Here is an 18,466-nt window from a genome sequence, read left to right as displayed (position 1 = left end):
CGAGGGCTCAGGCGGCGGGCGCCTCCAGGCGGCTGACGCGGATCGCTCCCCGCGTCTCACCGGGGTGGCGGCTGGTCAGCGTGAGGCGGACCCGGGAGCCGCGCTGCCGGTCGAAGGTGACGACGGTGGGCGCGTCGGAGGCGGTGGCCCAGTCGGTCCGCGTCCCCCGCGCCGTACGCCAGGTGCGGCCGTCCCAGACGGCCACCTCGACGGCCGCGGGCAGGCTGTGCCCGTCGTCCACGGTGAAGGAGACCTCGATCCGGTCGTAGGCGCGGGTGCGTCCGTGGTCGACCGAGATCCAGTCCCCGGCGCGGGCCCCGTCGAAGGCGGGCAGCAGGGCGGTGGCGTCCTTGTGGAAGCCGTTGGACCAGCCGGTGGCCGGGTCTCCGTCCAGCACTGCGGCGGGCAGGGTGTCCGGCCGGCCGGAGTAGCTCGCGTCCGCGGACGGGTGGTCCTCGGGCGCCGGGTGCTCGGGGCGGAACCGGGGGGCCGGTGTGGTCGCCCGGTCCGCCGCCCGCCGGGCGCGGACGGTCGCCGTGCCGGTGCGCAGCCCCTCCGCCCGGGCCGTCACCCGGACCGTGCCCGTCCGGGTGCCGGACCGCACGATGGCCAGCGCCTTGCCGTGGAAGGCGGTGCGGGTACTGGCCTGGTAGCGCTCGGCGCTCTCCTGGCGGCCGTTGTCGACACCGGCCAGCGAGCCGCCCGCGACGTCGAAGGAGATCAGGTGCTCGGCTCCGGGCACCACCACCCCGTGCCGGTCGACCACCTCGGCGGTCACGAACACCAGGGAGCGGCCGTCGGCGGCGACGGTCTCGCGGTCGGGGGTGAGGCGCAGGGCGTGCGGCGCCTGGGCGGTGCGCAGCACGTCGGTGGCGACCGATCTGCCGCCGCGCCGGGCGACCGCTTTCAGCTCGCCCGCCTCGAAGGGCACCTTCCAGGTCAGGTGCAGCTTGCCCGCACTCCCGTTGGGGCTGGTGTAACTGCCGGGGTAGGGGCCGTCGGTGAAGGTCTTGTCGTCGCCGGTGGCCTCGGTCGTCTCCAGGTAGGCCCGGCCGTCGACGGTCTCCTTCCGGTCGAAGCGGCGGGTGGCGAGGGACTTCCCGTTCAGGTACAGCTCCACGGTGTCCGCGTTGCTGTACGCCCAGACCTCGACGGTGTCGCCCTCGCGGTGGTTCCAGGTCGCCGGCAGCAGGTGGACCATCGGCTCCTCGGTCCACTGACTGCGGAACAGGTGGTACATGTCCTTCGGGAACCCGGCCGTGTCGACCGCGCCGAAGAAGGACGCCTTCACCGGGAAGACGTCGTACGGCGTGGGCTCCCCGATGTAGTCGATGCCGGACCACAGGAACTGCCCGGCGAACCACTTGCGGTCCCGGTCCTTCTTGTGGCCGTACTCGCCGCTCATCGTCCAGGAGGCGAGGTTGTTGTCGTAGGAGGAGGTGGCCCGCCCGCCCGGCGTGTGGTTCTCGCCGGTGTTGAGGTGCTCCGGCTCCTGGTAGGTGCCGCGCGTGGAGGTCTCGGACGACGACTCGGACTCGAAGAGGAACAGGTGCGGGTAGGCCGCGTGCAGGTCGTCCACCGACTTGGCGGTGTTGTAGTTCAGGCCGAGTCCGTCCAGCTTGGCCAGCATCAGGTCGGCGGCCGAGCCCTTGGCGGGCATCCGGCGGTACTTGTCGGAGCCGATGACGAGCGGGCGGGTGGCGTCGGCGGCGCGGACGGCGTCGATGATGCGGTCGGCCATGGCGAGTCCGGCGGTGGCGGTGGAGTCGGGGATCTCGTTGCCGATGGACCACATGACGACGGCGGGCGAGTTGCGGGCCGCGAGCACCATCTCCGTGGCGTCCCGCTCGCACCACTCGTCGAAGAACCGGCCGTAGTCGTAGGGGTTCTTGCCGGTGCGCCAGCAGTCGAAGGCCTCCACCAGCATGATGATGCCCAGCTCCTCGCAGACCTGGATCATCTCGGGCGAGGGCGGGTTGTGGGAGGTGCGGAAGGCGTTGACGCCCATCGACCGCATGAGGGTCATCTGGCGGCGGATCGCGTCGATGCTCACCGCCGCGCCGAGCGCGCCGAGGTCGTGGTGCAGGTCGACGCCCTTGATCTTGGCGTGCCTGCCGTTGAGGTGGAAGCCCTCGTCGGGGTCGACCCGGAAGGTGCGGATGCCGAACGGGGTGCGGTACGTGTCGACGATCCGGCCGCCGACGCGCAGTTCGGTGCGCAGGGTGTAGCGGTGCGGGCTCGCGAAGTCCCAGAGCCGCGGGCGCTCGACGGTGAGTTCGTGGGTCTCGGTCGCCGCGTCGGTGACGTCCACCGTGGAGGCGGTGCGGGCCACCGTGCACCCGTCCGCGTCCTCGACCGCCGACCGGATCTCGACCTCGCGCCCGGCTCCCGAGGCGTTCACCACCGACGTCTCCACCCGGACGGCGGCGCTGCCCGCGCTCACCCGCGGCGTGGTGACGTACGTGCCCCAGCGCCGTACGTGCACCGGTTCGGTGACGACGAGGCGGGCCTCGCGGTAGATGCCGCTGCCGGAGTACCAGCGGCTGCTGGGCAGCCGGTTGCGCACCTGCACCGCGAGGACGTTCTCGGTGCGGCCGTCGGTGTGCACCAGTCCGGTCAGGTCGAGGGCGAACCCGGTGTAGCCGTACGGGTGGTGGCCGGCCTCCCGGCCGTTGCAGTGGACGCGGGAGTCCATGTAGACGCCGTCGAACTCGACCGAGATCCGCTTCCCGGCGAACGCGGGCGGCAGCGTGAAGGCGAGGCGGTACCAGCCGAGGCCGCCCGGCAGGAAGCCGGTTCCGCTGGTGGTGCCGTGTTCGGTGGTGGGCGTCTGCTCGATGCTCCAGTCGTGCGGGACGGCGACCTCGCGCCACGCCGAGTCGTCGTGGGCGGGATCGGCGGCGTCCGTGGTGTCCTCGGCCGCGCCGTCGGCGTCGACCAGCCGGAAGCGCCAGCCGTCGCGCAGGGCGAGCGTGCGGCGGCCCGGGGAGTCCGCGGCCCCGTCCGCGGCCCACGCCGACGGGGCGGTGAACGCAGTCCCGGCCGCGGGCGCGGCGGCGGAGGCGATCAGAACCGTTCTACGCGTGACCGACACGACGGATCTCCCTCATAGGAACTCAGCAGACATCAACAGCACCCAGCAGAACCCAGAAACACTCACAAGCGATCGCGAACAAACAGATTCTGACGTCGAGCCCTATGCGCCCGTCAAGGGCACGGAAAGCACTTTCTGCCCTGCGTCGGACGGGCCCGCCGCGGACTCTCGCGACGGCCGGGCGCCGTGGGCCGGGTGGGTTCGGGTCCGCGCGGGCCCCGAACCCACTAGGCTGGGGAGAAGGTGACGCGGTGATCACTGTGGGTGCGCGCAATGGAGTGGCGACGATGAGTCCGGTCAACCCGTTCGACGATGCCGCCACGGCCCGCGCCGTCGTCGACGGCTCCGGCACCGTGCGGGAGTGGAACGAGGGCGCCCGCCTGCTGCTGGGCCACCCTGCCGCCGAGGTCGTGGGCCGTCCCGCCACCGACCTCCTCGCGGACGGCCACGAGGGCACGCCGCCGGGACACGACGACGAGCAGTGGAGCGGCATCCTGACGCTGCGCCACCGCGACGGGCACACCGTGCCCGTGTGGGTGCTCGCGCACCGCCGGCCCGCGGCGGACGGCGCTCCGGCCTCGTGGCTCGCCGTGACCCCGCTGGAAGCCGGACCGGAACCGGACGACGACTCACTGGTCAGGGCGGCGCTCACGCAGTCCCCCTGCGCCATGATGATCTTCGACGACCGGCTCCTGCTGCGCGGGGTCAACGACACCATGGCACGGCTGATGGGGCTCCCGGCCGACCGGGTGCGCGGCCTGCGCGCCACCGACATCAGCGGCCGGCCGCAGAACGCGGAGCTGGAACGGCAGATGAGGCGCGTGCTCGCCACCGGCCGCCGGCAGGACATGCAGGCCCGGCTCAGGGCCGTCGGCGAGAGCCGCGCCCACGCCTGGAACGCCCGGATCGCACCGCTCACCGACGCCGACGGCCGGGTGTGCGGCGTGTGCGTGAGCGCCCACGACTTCACCGAACAGCACCGCGCCCGCGAGCGGCTGCAACTGGTCAACGAGGCCAGCGTGCGCATCGGCACCACCCTCGACGTCACCCGTACGGCACAGGAGCTGGCGGACGTGTGCGTGCCCGCGCTCGCCGACTTCGTCAGCGTCGACCTGCTGGACCCGCGCGAGAACGGCGGCGAGCCCGCCGCCGTGGTCGAACCGCCGGTCGGCCTGCGCCGCACGGCGCACCGGTCGGTCACGGCCGACTGCCCGCAGGCGGTGACCGAGACCGGACGGCTGGACGTCTACCCGGCCGGCTCGCCCCAGGCCGAGTGCCTGCTCTCGGGGCAGGCGATCGTGGCTTCGACTGCCTACGGCGACCTCGAACGCTGGCTGCAGTGGGACCCCGCCCGCCTGAAGCGGATGGAGGAGTACGGCATCCACTCCACGATGTCGGTGCCGCTTCAGGCCCGCGGCACCACCCTCGGCGTCGCGGTCTTCACCCGCTTCCGGCGTCCCGACCCGTTCACCCACGACGACGTGCTGCTGGCCGAGGAGGTCAGCGCCCGCGCCGCCGTCTGCATCGACAACGCCCGCCGCTACTCGCGCGAGCGAGAGGCGACACTGACTCTCCAGCGCAGCCTGCTGCCCCGGTGGCTGCCGCCGACCGCCGCGGTGGAGGCGGCCTCCCGCTACCTGCCGGCGGCCCGCTCGGGCGTCGGCGGCGACTGGTTCGACGTCATCCCGCTGTCGGGGATGCGGGTCGCCATGGTCGTCGGGGACGTCGTCGGCCACGGCATCCCGGCCTCGGCCACCATGGGCCGGCTGCGCACCGCCGTGCGCACCCTGGCCGACATCGACCTGACGCCGGAGGAGTTGCTCACCCACCTCGACGACCTGGTGGTCCGGCTCTCCGAGGAGTCCGGTGACGACCGGGCGGGCGAGGTGGGCGCGACCTGTCTGTACGTGGTCTACGACCCGGTCTCGCGGCACTGCGCCATGGCCCGGGCCGGGCACCCGGCCCCGGTGCTGATCCCGCCGGACGGCCCGCCCGAGCAGGTCGAGCTGCCCTCGGGGCCGCCGCTGGGGGTGGGCGGGCTGCCGTTCGAGTCGGCCGAGATGCAGCTGCGCGAGGGCAGCGTGCTGGCGCTCTACACGGACGGTCTTGTGGCGAGCCGGGACCGGGACACCGACGTCGGCCAGGCGCTGCTGCGCGAGGCGCTGGCCGTCCCCGCCGCTTCCCTGGACGCCGCCTGCGACCGCGTCCTGCACACCCTCCTGCCCGCGGGCAGCGCGGCGGACGACGTGGCCCTGCTGCTGGCCCGGACCCGGGGGTTGCCCGCCGGCCAGGTCGCCACCTGGGACATCCCGGCCGACCCGTCGCTGGTCGCCCCGGTCCGCAAGCAGGTACTGGAGCAACTCTCCGACTGGGGCCTGCTGGAGGCGACCTTCACCGCCGAGCTGGTGGTGAGCGAGCTGGTCACCAACGCCATCCGCTACGGCTCCCCGCCGATCCGGCTCCGGCTGATCCACGACACGGCCACCCTGATCTGCGAGGTCTCCGACACCAGTCACACCGCGCCGCACCTGCGCCGGGCCAGGACCTGGGACGAGGGCGGGCGCGGTCTGCTCCTCGTGGCCCAGCTCACCCAGCGCTGGGGCAGCCGGCACACGACGGAGGGCAAGACGATCTGGGCGGAGCTGGGGCTGCTCGACGACGAGGAGTGAGCCCCCGCGACTCGATGCGGAGCGCGCGCCCTCGTTTCCCGGGCCGCGCGGCGGGACACTCGGCAGTAGGAGTCGCGCGGGGCGGCCGGTCGTCGCCGGACCGTGCGCACGAGCCCGACGGGAGGGTGAAGAAGCGATGGCGAACACGCCCCAGCCACTGCGCCGTACGGCCCTGCTCGTGAGCGGGGTCGCCGTGCTCGGTCTGCTGACCGCCTGCGGCAGCGAGAGCGCCACGTCGAGCGGCAGCCCCGAGTCCGCCGCGACCGCTCGCGGCAGCGCGGAGCCGACCGCCGGCCCGGCGACACCCGGGGCCACCTCCCCCACGGTCGGCGCCTCGCCCAGCGACACCGCGGGCTCGGCCTCCGCCTCGGCGCGCACCGACGGCCGCTGCCGCACCTCCGAACTGCGGGCCGCCGTCGGCCGCGTGGACCCGGGGGCCGGTCAGCGCAACTTCCCCGTCGTGCTGACCAACACCTCGGACCGCACCTGCACGGTGTACGGCTATCCGGGTGCCGCCTTCGTGGACGCGTCCGGCAAGCAGCTCGGCCCGGATCCCGAGCGCGTGTCCGGCTCGCCCGAGACGGTGACGCTGACGGCGGGCAGGAGCGCGTGGGCCGGACTGTCGTTCTCCAGCCCTCAGATCAGCGGCGCCCGCACGGCCGCTCCGGCGGCACTGCTCGTCACGCCGCCGGACGAGAAGGAGCCGCTGAAGGTGACGTGGACGGCCGGCGAGGTCCCGGTCGGCGGCAACGCGTCCTCGGTGTCCGTCACCGCCCTGGAACCGGGCACCGGCCCCTGAGGTGCCGTACCCCGGGGGTCCGGGACTCCGGCCCCGTGATCAGTGACCGGCGATCGGGTGCGGTGCGTAGGAACGCTCCAGCTCCTCGATCTCCTCGTCGGAGAGTGTGAGTTCGACCGCCGCCACCGCGTCCTCGAGGTGGCCCGGCTTCGAGGCGCCGACGATGGGCGCCGTCACCGTGTCCTGGTGCAGCAGCCAGGCCAGGGCCACCTGGGCGCGCGGAACGCCGCGTTCGCCGGCGATGCGGGTGACCGCCTCGACCACCGCGCGGTCGCCCTCCCGGTAGAGGGTGCTGCCGAAGTCGTCGGTGGCGCTGCGCTCGGTGGCGGTGTCCCAGTCCCGGGTGAGGCGACCGCGGGCGAGCGGGCTCCAGGGCAGCACGCCGACGCCCTGGTCCGCGCAGAGAGGCAGCATCTCGCGCTCCTCCTCGCGGTAGACGAGGTTGTAGTGGTTCTGCATGGACACGAACTTCGTCCAGCCGTGCCGCTCGGCGGTGTACTGCATCTTGGAGAACTGCCAGGCGTACATCGAACTGGCCCCGATGTAGCGGACCTTGCCCGCCCTGACCAGGTCGTGCAGCGCCTCCATCGTCTCCTCGACCGGGGTGTGCGGGTCGAAGCGGTGGATCTGGTAGAGGTCGACGTAGTCGGTGCCCAGGCGGCGCAGGCTGTGCTCGATCTCGGTCATGATCGCCTTGCGGGACAGTCCGGCGCCGTTCGGCCCGGGCCGCATCCGCCCGTTCACCTTGGTCGCGAGCACGACGTCGTCCCGGCGGGCGAAGTCACCGAGCGCCTTGCCGACGATCTCCTCGCTGGTGCCGTCGGAGTAGACGTTGGCCGTGTCGAAGAAGGTGATGCCGGCCTCCAGCGCCTGCCGGATCAGCGGACGCGACGCCTCCTCGTCGAGGGTCCACTCGTGCGTGCCGCGGCCGGGAACGCCGTAGGTCATGCAGCCCAGGCAGATCCGCGACACGTCCAGACCCGTCGCACCGAGCTTCACGTACTGCATCGTTGCTGCTCCTGTCTTCGCCGGTCATCGGTGACAGGGCGAGCGTACGTCTTCGTGCGGGCTCGAACTCCGTCCGGATCAGCGCCGCTCGTCGAGCAGGTCCAGGGCGCGTTCCCAGCCGAACCCGGGTCGGCCGCCGTCCTGCTCCGTGTCCCCGGTGTACGGGTCGCCGAAGCGCACGCCCATCCCGCGCAGCCGGGCCAGGCTCTCCCGGTACGCGGGGTGCGAGGCCAGCGCGTCGGAAACGCAGGGCAGGACGGCGACGGGGACGCCCAGACCGCTCGCCTCGCACAGGGTGGCCACGGCGAGGGTGTCGGCCAGGCCCGCGGCCCACTTGTTGATCGTGTTGAAGGTGGCGGGCGCGACCACGACGGCGTCGGGCGGCGGGAAGGGCCGCGGATCACCCGGCGTGCGCCAGGCGGAGCGGATCGGCCGGCCGGTCCGCTCCTCGACGGCCGCCGTGTCGAAGAAGCCGTTCATGGCGACCGGGGTCGCCATGACCCCCACCTCCCACCCGCGTCCCCGCGCGGCGTCGATCAGCCCACCGACACCTTCGGCGACGCCCGCGGCGCAGACGACGACGTAGAGGAAGGGCCTCGCGGCCGCGTCACTTCCAGCCTGTTCGCTCACCCCGGAACCCTACTGGGCGGGCGTCCGCCGGGGACGGGCACGGACGCCGGGGTCAGCCCACCCGTTCCGAGACGGTGATCGCGCCCACCGGGCACGCACGGGCCGCCTCCCGCACCAGCGCGCTGCCGCCGCCGTCCTGGCGGCCGGGAAGCAGAGTGCTGTAACCGTCGTCGTCCTGGGTGAAGACGTCGGGAGCGGTGAGGGCGCACTGGCCCGCGCCGACGCAGGTGTCCTTGTCGATGCCGATACGCATGTCCGTACCCTCCTACCAGGTCACGGGGAGTTCCAGCATCCCCTGGACGGTGTCGCCGGGTTTGAAGGGGATCTCGTCCGCCGGAGCGGCCAGGCGCAGCGTGGGCAGCCGTTCGAAGAGGGTGCGCAGGGCGATCTCCATCTCGGCACGGGCCAGGTTCTGACCCAGGCACTGGTGGATGCCGAAGCCGAAGGCGACGTGGTGGCGGGCGGGACGGTGCCAGTCGAGGGCGTCCGGTTCGGGGTAGACGGACGCGTCGCGGTTGATGACGGAGGTCGAGAAGACGACCCCGTCGCCGGCCCGGATGGTCTGCCCGTCCACCTCGATGTCGTCGGTGGCCATCCGCAGCAGTCCGTCCGCGATCGACAGGACGCGCATCAGCTCCTCGACGGCGCCGGGCAGCAGGGCGGGATCCGCCCGCAGTTCGGCCAGCCGCCCGGGGTTGGTCAGGAGGGTGTAGGTGCCCAGCGAGATCATGTTGGCGGTCGTCTCGTGTCCCGCGACCAGCAGGATCACCGCGAACGCGATCAGCTGCCCGCGGTCGGCCGTGCCCTCGTTCAGCTGCCGCCGGACCAGGTCGTCCAGGAGGCCCTCGCCGGGTGCGGCCCGTTTGCGGTCGATCAACTCCCCCAGGTACGCCTCCAGTCGCTCGCGAGCGTCCTGGGTGTCGGCGGGCAGGGGGCCGCGCAGCAGGCGGCGGGACTGCTCCTCGAAGAAGTCGTGGTCGGCGTAGGGCACTCCGAGCAGCGCGCAGATCACCGTCGAGGGCACGGGCAGGGCGAAGTCGGTGACCAGTTCCGCGGGCGGGCCCTGCGCGGTCATCGCGTCGATCCGTTCGTCGACGATCCGCTGGATGCCCGGGCGCAGTGCCGCGGCGCGTTTGAGGGTGAACTCCGGCAGCACCATCTTGCGCTGGGTGCGGTGCTCGGGGTCGTCGACTCCCAGCAGGGCGGTCCTGCGTCCGCGGACCGCGGCCAGCCGCGCGGAGGTGGCGGGGAAGCCGTCGCGGGTGCGGTCGCTCGACAGGCGTGGGTCGGCCAGCAGCCGGCGTGCGGCGGCGTGGCCGGTCACCAGCCAGGCCCGACGTCCGTCGTAGAGCGTGACCCGGGCCAGCGGCCGGGCGGCGCGCAGCGGGTCGTAGGCCGCGGGCGGTTGGTAGGGGCAGGTCCGGTCCTGCGGGAAGGCGACGGGGTCCGCCGTGTCCTCGCCCGTCGCCCCGGTGGTGCCGGTCGTCGTGTCGGTGTCCGTCATGGAAGACCTCGCAGACGAAGAGTGCGTCGTACCGATCTTCATTAGATGCCTCGGGCATCTACAGGGGGACGGCAAGTTCGGCCAGATCGGTGGCGTGGGCAGACTGGCCGGGGATCACCGGTCCGTGACGGCCCGGCCCGCCCGGGCCTGCCGGGGCCGCGGCGCGAGTGGCGCGAACCGGCCCTCCGGCTGCCCTGGCCGCCCCCCGTGACTGGCCGAGCGGGTGGGGGTGGCGCGCCGGCGGCCGGAGTTGCTCCGTCCGGATGTCCGCGCCGCCGTGGGGTACGCGAGGCGGGATGCGGTAAGGATGGTTGCGGGCCGGCGTCGGTGCCCACCGCCTCGGCCCGCCCCGGCGACGACGACACGGACGGACACACATGCCTCTTGACGGCGAGTACGAGCCCAGCCCCACGCAGTGGGTGCGCGAACAGGTCGAGCGGTACGAGAGTTCGGGCGGCACCGAGGGGACGACCCTGCGGGACACCGGCCTGCCCGTGATCGTGCTGACCACGCGGGGAGCGCGCAGCGGCAAGGTGCGCAAGACACCGCTGATGCGCGTGGAGCACGAGGGCCGCTACGCGGCGGTCGCCTCCCTGGGCGGGGCCCCCAAGCACCCGGTCTGGTACTTCAACGTGATCGCCGACCCCCGGGTGGAGCTCCAGGACGGCCCGGTGAAGCGGGACATGACGGCCCGTGAGGTCACCGGGGCGGAGAAGGCCGAGTGGTGGGAGCGCGCGGTCGCGGCGTTCCCGCCGTACGCCGACTACCAGGAGAAGACCGACCGGGAGATCCCGGTCTTCGTCCTGGAGCCGTCCGGCGCGCACTGAGCCGGGTGGGCGGAGGTTTCCCGGATCACCGTGAATGAACCGGCGTCTGCCGGGCAGACGCCGGTCAGGCCCCGCCGCGTTCCCCCGTCGCGGCGGGGCTTTCCGCTGCCGCCGCCGGGCAGTCGGCCGCCTCGCGTGCGCTCCGGTCCGTGACGTCGAGGAAGACCTGCCCCGCCTCGGGGACGGTGCGCGTGATCGACCGCTTGATGCGCACGGAGACCTCCTCCACCCGTTCGCTGTCCAGGCCCGGCACCAGGTCGACGCGGGCGGCCACCAGGGTGGAGTCGAGTCCGGTCTTCATCGTGAACAGCGCCTCGACGCTGTCGATCTCCGGCTGGGCCCGCAGCAGCGCCCGGATCCGGCCGCTGGCCTCGGCGTCGGCCGCCTCGCCGATCAGCTGGTCGCGGGCCTCGCGGCCCAGTCGATAGGCCACGTAGACGAGCAGGCCGCCGATCGCGAGCGAGGCGCAGGCCTCCCACACCACCTGCCCGGTGACCATGTGGAGCGCCATGCCGGCCATGGCGAAACTGACGCCGAGCACCGCGGTGCCGTCCTCGGCGACGACCGTGCGCAGCGCCGGGTCGCGCAGCCCGTCGGCGAGCCCGCCCTGCCCCCGTACCTGGTGCAGGGCCCGCAGCAGGGACGCGCCCTCGGCCAGGAAGGCGATGCCGAGCACGACGAGTCCGGCCACGTAGCCGCTGAGGCTCTCCTCCGCTCCGTTGCGCAGGGCTTCGATGCCCTGGAAGAAGGAGAAGCAGCCACCCATGACGAAGATGCCGACGGCCGCGAGGAGCGACCAGAAGAATCGTTCCTTGCCGTAGCCGAAGGGATGCTTCCGGTCGGCGGGGCGGCGGCTTCGGCGCAGCGCGGCGAGCAGGAAGATCTCGTTCAGGCTGTCCGCCACCGAGTGGGCCGCCTCCGACAGCAGTGCGGGCGATCCCGCGACGAACCCGCCGATCGCCTTGGCGACGGCGATCACCAGGTTGGCCGCCAGGGCCACGAGTACGGTCACGCGTGTCTTGCGGTCGGCCTTCCGGCCGGACTTCTCTTCTCCGTCTGTCCCAGTCACGAAGCCCCGACTGCCCCCTGCCGGGGCGGCTCACACCCGCCTGGCGGACGGCCACCAGTGCCGACGGGCGAAAACGGGGAACGCCTCTACAAGGCACCGGTGCGCGGGCATACGCATCCACGGATCCGGACACACAGCCACTCGGACGACTCGAACGCGGAAAGGCAGGCAGGGCCATGAGCGGTGACGACGGGACGCCCGGCAACAGCGGCTACGGAAGGAAGGCGTTCAAGCGGTCCCGGAGCCACTTCGCGGACCGGATCACCGCGGACGGCCGGGACGGCTGGCCGGTGGAGGCCGGCCGCTACCGGCTGGTGGTGAGCCGCGCCTGCCCGTGGGCGAGCCGGGCCCTGGTCTCCCGGCGGCTGCTCGGCCTGGAGGACGCCCTGTCCCTGGCGGTCGCCGATCCGGTCCAGGACGACCGCAGCTGGCGGTTCACGCTGGACCCGGACGGCCGGGACCCCGTCCTCGGCATCCGCTACCTCAGCGAGGCCTACGACCGGCGGGAGACCGGCTACCCGGGCGGGGTGAGTGTGCCGGCCGTCGTGGACGTGCCGAGCGGGGCCCTCGTCACCAACGACTACCAGCAGATCACGCTCGACCTGGCCACCGAGTGGACCGCTCTGCACCGGCCGGGCGCGCCCGACCTGTATCCGCAGGCGCTGCGCGACGAGATCGACGAGGTGATGGCCGGGGTCTACGAGGACGTCAACAACGGTGTGTACCGGGCGGGATTCGCCACCGGGCAGGAGGAGTACGAGGCCGCGTGCGCCGGGGTGTTCCGGCGGCTGGAGCAGCTGACGCCCCGGCTGGAACGGCAGCGCTACCTGGTCGGTGACTCGATCACGGAGGCGGACATCCGGCTGTTCACGACGCTGGTGCGCTTCGACGCGGTCTACCACGGCCACTTCAAGTGCAACCGCTGGAAGCTGACCGAGAACCCGGTGCTGTGGGGGTACGTCCGCGATCTGTTCCAGACGCCCGGATTCGGGGACACGGTCGACTTCGACCACATCAAACGCCACTACTACCAGGTGCACACCGGCATCAACCCGACCGGCATCGTGCCCCTGGGCCCGGACCTGGCCGGCTGGCTGACCCCCCATCACCGTCAGGAGCTGGGCGGGCGCCCGTTCGGCGACGGCACCCCGCCGGGGCCCGTCCGGGCCGACGAGGAGGTACCGGTGCGGGGCAGGCCCTGACCCGGTTCGCGTACGACCATTCAGCTGATACGAGGCAAGGAGATACCCATGGCGAAGACGAAGAAGAAGAAGCTCCCCCTCGCCTACAAGCCCGTCGGGTTCGCGCTCGGCTGGCTCGGCGGCACGGTGGCGGGGATGGCCTTCCAGAAGACCTGGAAGGTGCTCCGGCACGAGGACGACGCGCCCGACGCCCTGGACCCGGACCGCGGCTGGGGCGAGATCCTCCTGGCCGCGGCCATCCAGGGCGCCATCTTCGCCGCGGTGCGCAGCGCCGTGGACCGCACGGGCGCCAAGGCCATCGAGCGCTCCACCGGCGTCTGGCCGGTCGGTGACAAGGGCGGCCGGGACTGACTCCCCGGGGAGTGCCGTTCGGATCGCCGGGTCACCGGGCACCGAGGCCCGCGGCCGGCTGATCCGGACGGCACCCCCTAGCCCTGTTTGGGTGCCGTCGGGGCGAGCGTCCGCAGGGTGAAGGAGTGGCCGGCCGGGTCCGAGTAGCCGCGCTCCTCGTGCGGACCCGCCGGGTCCTTCGCCTCCACCGGGCGCCCGCCCAGCCCCACGATCGCGCGCTCGGTCTCGTCCAGGTCCGACACCACGAAGTCCAGGTGGACCTGGAGCGAGTTCTCCGGGCGCGGCCAGCTCGGCGGGGTGGCGTTCACGTCCCGCCGGAAGGCCATCCGGAAGCCGCGGGGGCCCTCGATCTCGATCCGGTTGGCGCTCGCGTCGCTCTCCTCCGCGCCCAGCAGCCCCTTGTAGAACTCGGCGAGCCGCTCGGGTTCGGCGCAGTCGAGCACCACGACGCCCGCGTTGACCAGTGCCATGTCTCCTCCGAAGGATTCCGGGTCCGGAGCGCCGTGCCCCGTGCCCTGTACCTTGCGGATATCCCCGCCCGGCCGAATCAGTCGACGGTCAACAGGAGGCCGTCACGCGCCGGTTCGCGTTCGCCGTCGCAGCCCTGGCGGATCCGGGCCGGTCGTCCCGGCAGCGACCGGCACGGCGTGACGACCGGCCCGGCTCGATCGTGTCGTCCCGCGGTGCCGTGGGGCGCCGGGAATGGCACGATCACCTCGGGGGTTGCAGTCCCTGTCGCCCGTCCCCTCCCCGAAGTGCGAGGTCCCGATGAACACCATGCGCGCCATCAGCCAGGACGTCCTCGGCGGTCCCGAGGTCCTCAAGGAGGTACGGCCGGCCCGCCCCGAGCCGCGCCCGAACGAGGTCCTGGTGCGGGTGCGCGCCGCCGGGGTGAACCCGACGGACTGGAAGCACCGGGCGGCCGGCGGCTTCCTCGGCGAGCCGCCCTTCGTACTGGGCTGGGACGCGTCCGGCACGGTGGAGGCGGTGGGGGTCGGCGTCGCCGCGTTCCGGCCGGGCGACGAGGTCTTCGGCATGCTGTCCTACCCCTTCGGCCACGGTTCCCACGCGGAGTACGTCACCGCCCCGGCGCGCACCTTCGCCCACAAGCCGGCCGGCATCGACCACGTCCAGGCGGGCGCCCTGCCGCTGGTCTCGCTGACGGCGTGGCAGGCCCTGGTGGAGCGTGCGGAGCTGCGACCGGGGCAGCGGGTGCTCGTCCACGCGGCGGCCGGCGGGGTGGGCCATGTGGCGGTGCAGATCGCCAAGGCCCGGGGGGCGTACGTGATCGGCACGGCCAGTGCGGGCAAGCACGAGTTCCTGCGCTCCCTGGGAGCGGACGAGACCGTGGACTACCGGGAGACGGACTTCGCCCAGGTTGTGAAGGACGTCGACGTCGTCCTGGACACCATCGGCGGGGACACGTCCCTGCGGTCACTGCGTGTGCTGCGGCCGGGCGGCGTCGTGGTGTCGATCCTGCCGGTCGGGTCGGACGAGTTCTTCGAGGGGGCCGACCGGCTGGGTGTCCGGGCGGTGCGGATGCTGGTGGACGCCGACCGGGCCGGCATGGAGGAGATCGCCCGTCTGGTCGAGTCGGGACAGCTGCGCGCCACGGTCGCGCAGACGTTCCCGCTGGCGGAGGCGGCGCGGGCGCACGCACAGGGCGAGACCGGCCGGACGACGGGCAAGCTCGTCCTCGTGGTCGACTGACCCGGGGCTCGGTCGCTCCCTCCCGACGGGCTCATCCGGGGCTCCGCTCGTCGCCCGGGCGGCCTCGTACACGGGGCGGCGAGACTTCGATGACATATGTCAATCGAACATGCTCAAACTCGCTCGATCGGGGTAACTTTCCGGGCGGGCTGGGTAGTTGAGTCCCCGGAAGCAGGCCGGAAGGGCCCGCGACAGGCTGGAGGCAAGGTTCGTGCGGCAGAAATCCGGGTCGCCCACCCGGCACCTGCGGGTGCGCCACCACCGGGGGCACACGGTCCTTGAGTTCCGGGGCGAGATCGACATCGCCTCGGCGGCGGAGATCGTCCCGCACCTGGACCGGGAGACGGCGCGCCCCGGCGCCCGGATCGTGCTGGACCTCGGCGGTATCGAGTTCTTCGACTGCTCCGGGCTGCGCCTGCTGTACCGGGCCCGCAGCCAGGTGCTGGACCAGGGCGGGCAGGTGCACCTGGTGTGCGCCCACCCGCTGACCCTGCGCATGCTGCGGATCACCGGCCTGGCACGGCTGCTGCCGCCCCGGCCGACCCTGGACGAGGCCCTCGACGTCAGCCCTTCGGCCGGGCCTCGAACAGGGCGCTGACCGACTCGCCGTTGTGGATGCGGCGCACGGCCTCGGCGAGCGCCGGGGCGATCGACAGGATCCGCAGCTTGTCCGTGTGGTGGTCCACCGGCACCGGGACGGTGTTGGTGCACACGATCTCCAGCACGTCCGGCTGCTCGCTGAGCCGCCCGAGCGCACCGGCCGCGAACAGTCCGTGCGTGCAGGCGAGGCGGATGCTGCGCGGGCCCGACTCCCGCAGCCGGTCGAGCAGTTCCAGCACCGTGCTGCCCTTGGCGATCTCGTCGTCCAGCACGATCACGTCCCGTCCCGCGATCTCCCCGATCACCGCGCTGATGCTGACCCGGTCGTCCGCGTACCGCTGTTTGGCCCCCGCCGCCACCTGGGCGCCGAGCATCCGGGCGAACGCGGCGGCCTCCTTGGCGTTGCCCAGGTCCGGTGAGACGACGGTCGCGCGGGAGAGGTCGTACTGCCGGAAGTGCGCGGCCAGTTCCCGCAGCGCGTGCAGGTGGTCGACCGGGACCGAGAAGAAGCCGTGCACCTGGGGCGAGTGCAGGGTCATGGCGAGGACCCGGCTCGCGCCCGCGGCCACCAGCAGGTCGGCCACCAGGCGGCCGCCCAGCGAGATGCGCGGGGCGTCCTTCTTGTCGGAGCGGGCGTAGGAGTAGTGCGGCATGACCACGGTGATGCGGCCGGCCGACGCACCGCGGGCCGCGTCGCACATCAGCAGCAGCTCGACGAGGTGTTCCTGCACCGGCTCGACCAGCGGCTGGACGAGGAACACGTCCCGCTCGCGGCAGTTGGCCATCAACTGCACTTCCAGGCAGTCGTTGGCGAACCGGCTGACCCGGGTGGGGCTGAGCGGCACGCCCAGCTGGGCGCAGACCTCCTCGGCCAGCCCGGGGTGGGCACTACCGCTGAACACGGCGATGTCTCGCACGGACCGCTCCTCGGGTGATCCTGTCCGGCCGGGACCCTCAGCTTACGGAAATCCCGTTGCGCCGCTCCCGGGGCCCCGCGCCATGATGGTCCCCGTCCGTGCCTCTCCCCCGCTCCCCACACGTCAGGACACCTCGCATGCGCCGACTCCTCGAAACCTCCCAGTGCCCCTTCCGGCCCACGGCTTTCGAGGACTCCTCCACGCATGCGCACCCTGAACATCGGCATCCTGGCCCACGTCGACGCGGGTAAGACCAGCCTCACCGAACGCCTGCTCTTCGACCACGGTGCCGTCGGCCGGCTCGGCAGTGTCGACGCCGGCGACACCCGTACGGACGACGGCACCATCGAGCGCCGCCGCGGCATCACCATCCGCTCGGCCGTCGCCTGCTTCGACGTCGGCGACCGGCGGGTCAACCTGATCGACACGCCGGGACACTCCGACTTCGTCGCGGAGGTCGAGCGCGCCCTGGAGGTGCTCGACGGCGCGGTGCTGCTGCTGTCGGCCGTGGAGGGCGTACAGGCGCGGACCCGCGTCCTGATGCGCACCCTGCGGCGGCTGCGGATGCCCACTCTCCTCTTCGTCAACAAGATCGACCGGACCGGGGCGCGCCCCGACGGCCTGCTCGACGACGTCCGGCGCCTGCTGACGCCGCATGTCGCGCCGCTGACCGAGGTGACGGGCGCGGGCACCCCGCACGCCCGGGTCACCCGCCGCCCACCGGACGGGCGGACCGCCGAGGCGCTCGCCGAGGTCGACCAGGACATCCTGGCCGCTCTGGTGGACGGCCCCCGGCCGACCGCGCAGGACCTGGCCGGGGCACTGGCCGCCCGTACCGCCGACGGCTCGTTCCATCCGCTGTACCACGGCTGTGCGCTCGGCGGCCAGGGCATCGCGGAGCTGGTCGAGGGCCTGGTGCGGACGGTGCCGGGCACCGCGCCCGGCGCGGACGGCACCGCCGAACCGCGCGGCACCGTCTTCGCCGTACGCCCCGGACCCGCCGGCGAGCGCACCGCGTACCTCAGGCTGTTCGACGGTGAGGTGCGTCCGCGCCGGCGGCTCACCTTCCTGCGGCGCGGGGCCGACGGGCGGACCACCGAGGTCGGCGGCCGGGTGACCCGCCTCGACGTGGTCGGCGGGGACCCCACGCTCACCGCCGGGAACATCGCCGCGCTCACCTTCCCCGGGGGCCTGCGGGTCGGTGACCGGCTCGGTGAGCCGGCCGGCCGGGCACCGCGGTTCGCGCCGCCGACCCTGCGGACGCTGGTCCGGGCGGTACGGCCGGAGCAGGCCGCGCCGCTGCGCTCGGCGCTGCTGGCGCTGGCCGACCAGGACCCGTTGCTGCACGTCCGCCCGGCGGCGTCCGGCGCCACCGTGCTGCTCCTGTACGGCGAGGTCCAGATGGAGGTGCTCGCCGCGACGCTGGCCGAGGAGTTCGGCATCGAGGCGGAGTTCGCACCGGGCCGTGTCCGGTTCCTGGAGCGCCCGGCCGGTACCGGCGAGGCCGCGGAGGAGATGCCGTGGCTGGACCGCACCCGGTACTGGGCAACGGTCGGGCTGCGCGTGGAGCCGGGGCCGCGCGGCTCCGGCGGGGTGTTCGCCCACGAGACGGAACTCGGCGCGCTGCCCCGCGCCTTCCACCAGGCGATCGAGGAGACGGTGCACGCCACGCTGCTGACCGGCCTGACCGGGGCCGCGGTCACCGACTACCGGGTGACGCTGGTCCGCTCCGGATTCTCCTCGCCGGTCAGCACCGCCGCCGACTTCCGCGGGCTGACCCCGATCGTGCTGCGCCGCGCCCTCGCCCGGGCGGGGACCGTGCTGTACGAGCCCTGCCTGGCCTTCGAGGCCGAGGTCCCGCCGGACGCGCTGGCGGCCGTGACGGCCCTGCTGGGCTCCCTCGGCGCCGACTTCACCGGCACGACGGGCGGCGACCCGGCCTGGATCGTCACCGGCGAGCTGCCGGCCCGGCGGGCGCGGGAGGCCGAGTTGCGGCTGCCCGGGCTCACGCGCGGGGAGGCCGTCTGGTCGACGCGGCCCTGCGCCGACCGGCGTCTCGGGGCGGGGCGCTGAGCCGCCGTACGCC

16 protein-coding genes are annotated in these 18,466 nt (G+C 73.3%); 8 read left to right on the top strand and 8 right to left on the bottom strand.

Annotated elements, in window-relative coordinates:
- Positions 1 to 7: 7 nt before the first annotated feature.
- Positions 8 to 3,094: a glycoside hydrolase family 2 TIM barrel-domain containing protein gene (locus tag ACIBCJ_RS02095; protein ID WP_365978757.1), complete on the bottom strand. Its 3,087-nt coding sequence runs from the start codon at positions 3,092 to 3,094 to the stop codon at positions 8 to 10.
- Positions 3,095 to 3,381: 287 nt separating this feature from the next.
- Between ACIBCJ_RS02095 and ACIBCJ_RS02090 the strand changes: the two genes are divergently transcribed.
- Positions 3,382 to 5,763 (top strand): SpoIIE family protein phosphatase, encoded by a 2,382-nt coding sequence (locus ACIBCJ_RS02090; RefSeq protein WP_365978758.1) that lies wholly within the window; start codon positions 3,382 to 3,384, stop codon positions 5,761 to 5,763.
- A 136-nt stretch (positions 5,764 to 5,899) separates the two neighbouring features.
- Positions 5,900 to 6,562 (top strand): DUF4232 domain-containing protein, encoded by a 663-nt coding sequence (locus ACIBCJ_RS02085; protein ID WP_365978759.1) that lies wholly within the window; start codon positions 5,900 to 5,902, stop codon positions 6,560 to 6,562.
- Positions 6,563 to 6,601: 39 nt separating this feature from the next.
- Here ACIBCJ_RS02085 and ACIBCJ_RS02080 read toward each other — a convergent pair whose 3' ends face one another.
- The 4 genes from ACIBCJ_RS02080 to ACIBCJ_RS02065 all read right to left on the bottom strand — a co-directional run bounded on the left by ACIBCJ_RS02080 (position 6,602) and on the right by ACIBCJ_RS02065 (position 9,704).
- The gene (locus ACIBCJ_RS02080; RefSeq protein WP_362503673.1) at positions 6,602 to 7,570 is read right to left on the bottom strand and encodes an aldo/keto reductase; all 969 of its coding nucleotides are present in this window, start codon (positions 7,568 to 7,570) and stop codon (positions 6,602 to 6,604) included.
- Positions 7,571 to 7,648: 78 nt separating this feature from the next.
- Positions 7,649 to 8,200 carry a flavoprotein gene (locus tag ACIBCJ_RS02075; protein WP_365978760.1) on the bottom strand — a complete coding sequence of 184 codons (552 nt, stop codon included), beginning with the start codon at positions 8,198 to 8,200 and terminating at the stop codon, positions 7,649 to 7,651.
- 52 nt (positions 8,201 to 8,252) lie between these two features.
- Positions 8,253 to 8,453 carry a ferredoxin gene (locus ACIBCJ_RS02070; protein WP_365978761.1) on the bottom strand — a complete coding sequence of 67 codons (201 nt, stop codon included), beginning with the start codon at positions 8,451 to 8,453 and terminating at the stop codon, positions 8,253 to 8,255.
- A gap of 12 nt (positions 8,454 to 8,465) precedes the next feature.
- Positions 8,466 to 9,704, bottom strand: a complete 1,239-nt coding sequence (locus tag ACIBCJ_RS02065; protein ID WP_365978762.1) for a cytochrome P450 — start codon at positions 9,702 to 9,704, stop codon at positions 8,466 to 8,468.
- A 377-nt stretch (positions 9,705 to 10,081) separates the two neighbouring features.
- On the opposite strand from ACIBCJ_RS02065, the gene ACIBCJ_RS02060 reads away from it, so the two are divergent.
- Complete coding sequence (locus tag ACIBCJ_RS02060; protein WP_362092145.1) at positions 10,082 to 10,531, top strand: nitroreductase family deazaflavin-dependent oxidoreductase; 450 nt, start codon at positions 10,082 to 10,084, stop codon at positions 10,529 to 10,531.
- A gap of 64 nt (positions 10,532 to 10,595) precedes the next feature.
- On the opposite strand, the gene ACIBCJ_RS02055 is transcribed toward ACIBCJ_RS02060, so the two are convergent.
- Positions 10,596 to 11,600, bottom strand: coding sequence for a cation diffusion facilitator family transporter (locus tag ACIBCJ_RS02055; protein ID WP_362092142.1), 1,005 nt, complete (start codon positions 11,598 to 11,600; stop codon positions 10,596 to 10,598).
- 176 nt (positions 11,601 to 11,776) lie between these two features.
- Here ACIBCJ_RS02055 and ACIBCJ_RS02050 point away from each other — a divergent pair, with 176 nt between their 5' ends.
- Positions 11,777 to 12,802, top strand: a complete 1,026-nt coding sequence (locus tag ACIBCJ_RS02050; RefSeq protein WP_365978763.1) for a glutathione S-transferase C-terminal domain-containing protein — start codon at positions 11,777 to 11,779, stop codon at positions 12,800 to 12,802.
- A 48-nt stretch (positions 12,803 to 12,850) separates the two neighbouring features.
- Entirely contained in the window at positions 12,851 to 13,153 is a 303-nt protein-coding gene (locus ACIBCJ_RS02045; RefSeq protein WP_362092136.1) for a DUF4235 domain-containing protein, read from the top strand.
- 77 nt (positions 13,154 to 13,230) lie between these two features.
- Here ACIBCJ_RS02045 and ACIBCJ_RS02040 read toward each other — a convergent pair whose 3' ends face one another.
- A complete protein-coding gene (locus tag ACIBCJ_RS02040) occupies positions 13,231 to 13,623 on the bottom strand; it encodes a VOC family protein (protein ID WP_133884942.1) in 393 nt (130 codons plus the stop codon).
- A gap of 298 nt (positions 13,624 to 13,921) precedes the next feature.
- On the opposite strand from ACIBCJ_RS02040, the gene ACIBCJ_RS02035 reads away from it, so the two are divergent.
- Together ACIBCJ_RS02035 and ACIBCJ_RS02030 are read left to right on the top strand one after the other, a co-directional pair.
- Entirely contained in the window at positions 13,922 to 14,863 is a 942-nt protein-coding gene (locus tag ACIBCJ_RS02035; RefSeq protein WP_365978764.1) for an NADP-dependent oxidoreductase, read from the top strand.
- A gap of 211 nt (positions 14,864 to 15,074) precedes the next feature.
- Positions 15,075 to 15,461 carry an anti-sigma factor antagonist gene (locus ACIBCJ_RS02030; protein ID WP_362092129.1) on the top strand — a complete coding sequence of 129 codons (387 nt, stop codon included), beginning with the start codon at positions 15,075 to 15,077 and terminating at the stop codon, positions 15,459 to 15,461.
- On the opposite strand, the gene ACIBCJ_RS02025 is transcribed toward ACIBCJ_RS02030, so the two are convergent.
- Complete coding sequence (locus ACIBCJ_RS02025; protein ID WP_362092126.1) at positions 15,427 to 16,380, bottom strand: ribose-phosphate pyrophosphokinase; 954 nt, start codon at positions 16,378 to 16,380, stop codon at positions 15,427 to 15,429. The genes ACIBCJ_RS02030 and ACIBCJ_RS02025 overlap by 35 nt on opposite strands.
- Positions 16,381 to 16,584: 204 nt before the next feature.
- On the opposite strand from ACIBCJ_RS02025, the gene otr(A) reads away from it, so the two are divergent.
- The gene (gene otr(A), locus ACIBCJ_RS02020; RefSeq protein ID WP_365978765.1) at positions 16,585 to 18,453 is read left to right on the top strand and encodes a tetracycline resistance ribosomal protection protein Otr(A); all 1,869 of its coding nucleotides are present in this window, start codon (positions 16,585 to 16,587) and stop codon (positions 18,451 to 18,453) included.
- Positions 18,454 to 18,466: the final 13 nt, after the last annotated feature.

It is taken from the genome of Streptomyces sp. NPDC051136 (assembly GCF_044455745.1).
In the GTDB taxonomy this organism is placed as follows: Bacteria; Actinomycetota; Actinomycetes; order Streptomycetales; family Streptomycetaceae; genus Streptomyces.
Note: the sequence above shows the minus strand (reverse complement) of the source record. Positions and strands in the feature narration are given on the sequence as shown.

Coding starts and splice junctions, on each gene's coding strand:
- ACIBCJ_RS02065 (WP_365978762.1), bottom strand. CDS start 9,704: ATGACGGACACCGACACGACGACCGGCACCACCGGGGCGACGGGCGAG.
- ACIBCJ_RS02070 (WP_365978761.1), bottom strand. CDS start 8,453: ATGCGTATCGGCATCGACAAGGACACCTGCGTCGGCGCGGGCCAGTGC.
- ACIBCJ_RS02040 (WP_133884942.1), bottom strand. CDS start 13,623: ATGGCACTGGTCAACGCGGGCGTCGTGGTGCTCGACTGCGCCGAACCC.
- ACIBCJ_RS02045 (WP_362092136.1), top strand. CDS start 12,851: ATGGCGAAGACGAAGAAGAAGAAGCTCCCCCTCGCCTACAAGCCCGTC.
- ACIBCJ_RS02080 (WP_362503673.1), bottom strand. CDS start 7,570: ATGCAGTACGTGAAGCTCGGTGCGACGGGTCTGGACGTGTCGCGGATC.
- ACIBCJ_RS02090 (WP_365978758.1), top strand. CDS start 3,382: ATGAGTCCGGTCAACCCGTTCGACGATGCCGCCACGGCCCGCGCCGTC.
- ACIBCJ_RS02085 (WP_365978759.1), top strand. CDS start 5,900: ATGGCGAACACGCCCCAGCCACTGCGCCGTACGGCCCTGCTCGTGAGC.
- ACIBCJ_RS02060 (WP_362092145.1), top strand. CDS start 10,082: ATGCCTCTTGACGGCGAGTACGAGCCCAGCCCCACGCAGTGGGTGCGC.
- ACIBCJ_RS02035 (WP_365978764.1), top strand. CDS start 13,922: ATGAACACCATGCGCGCCATCAGCCAGGACGTCCTCGGCGGTCCCGAG.
- ACIBCJ_RS02050 (WP_365978763.1), top strand. CDS start 11,777: ATGAGCGGTGACGACGGGACGCCCGGCAACAGCGGCTACGGAAGGAAG.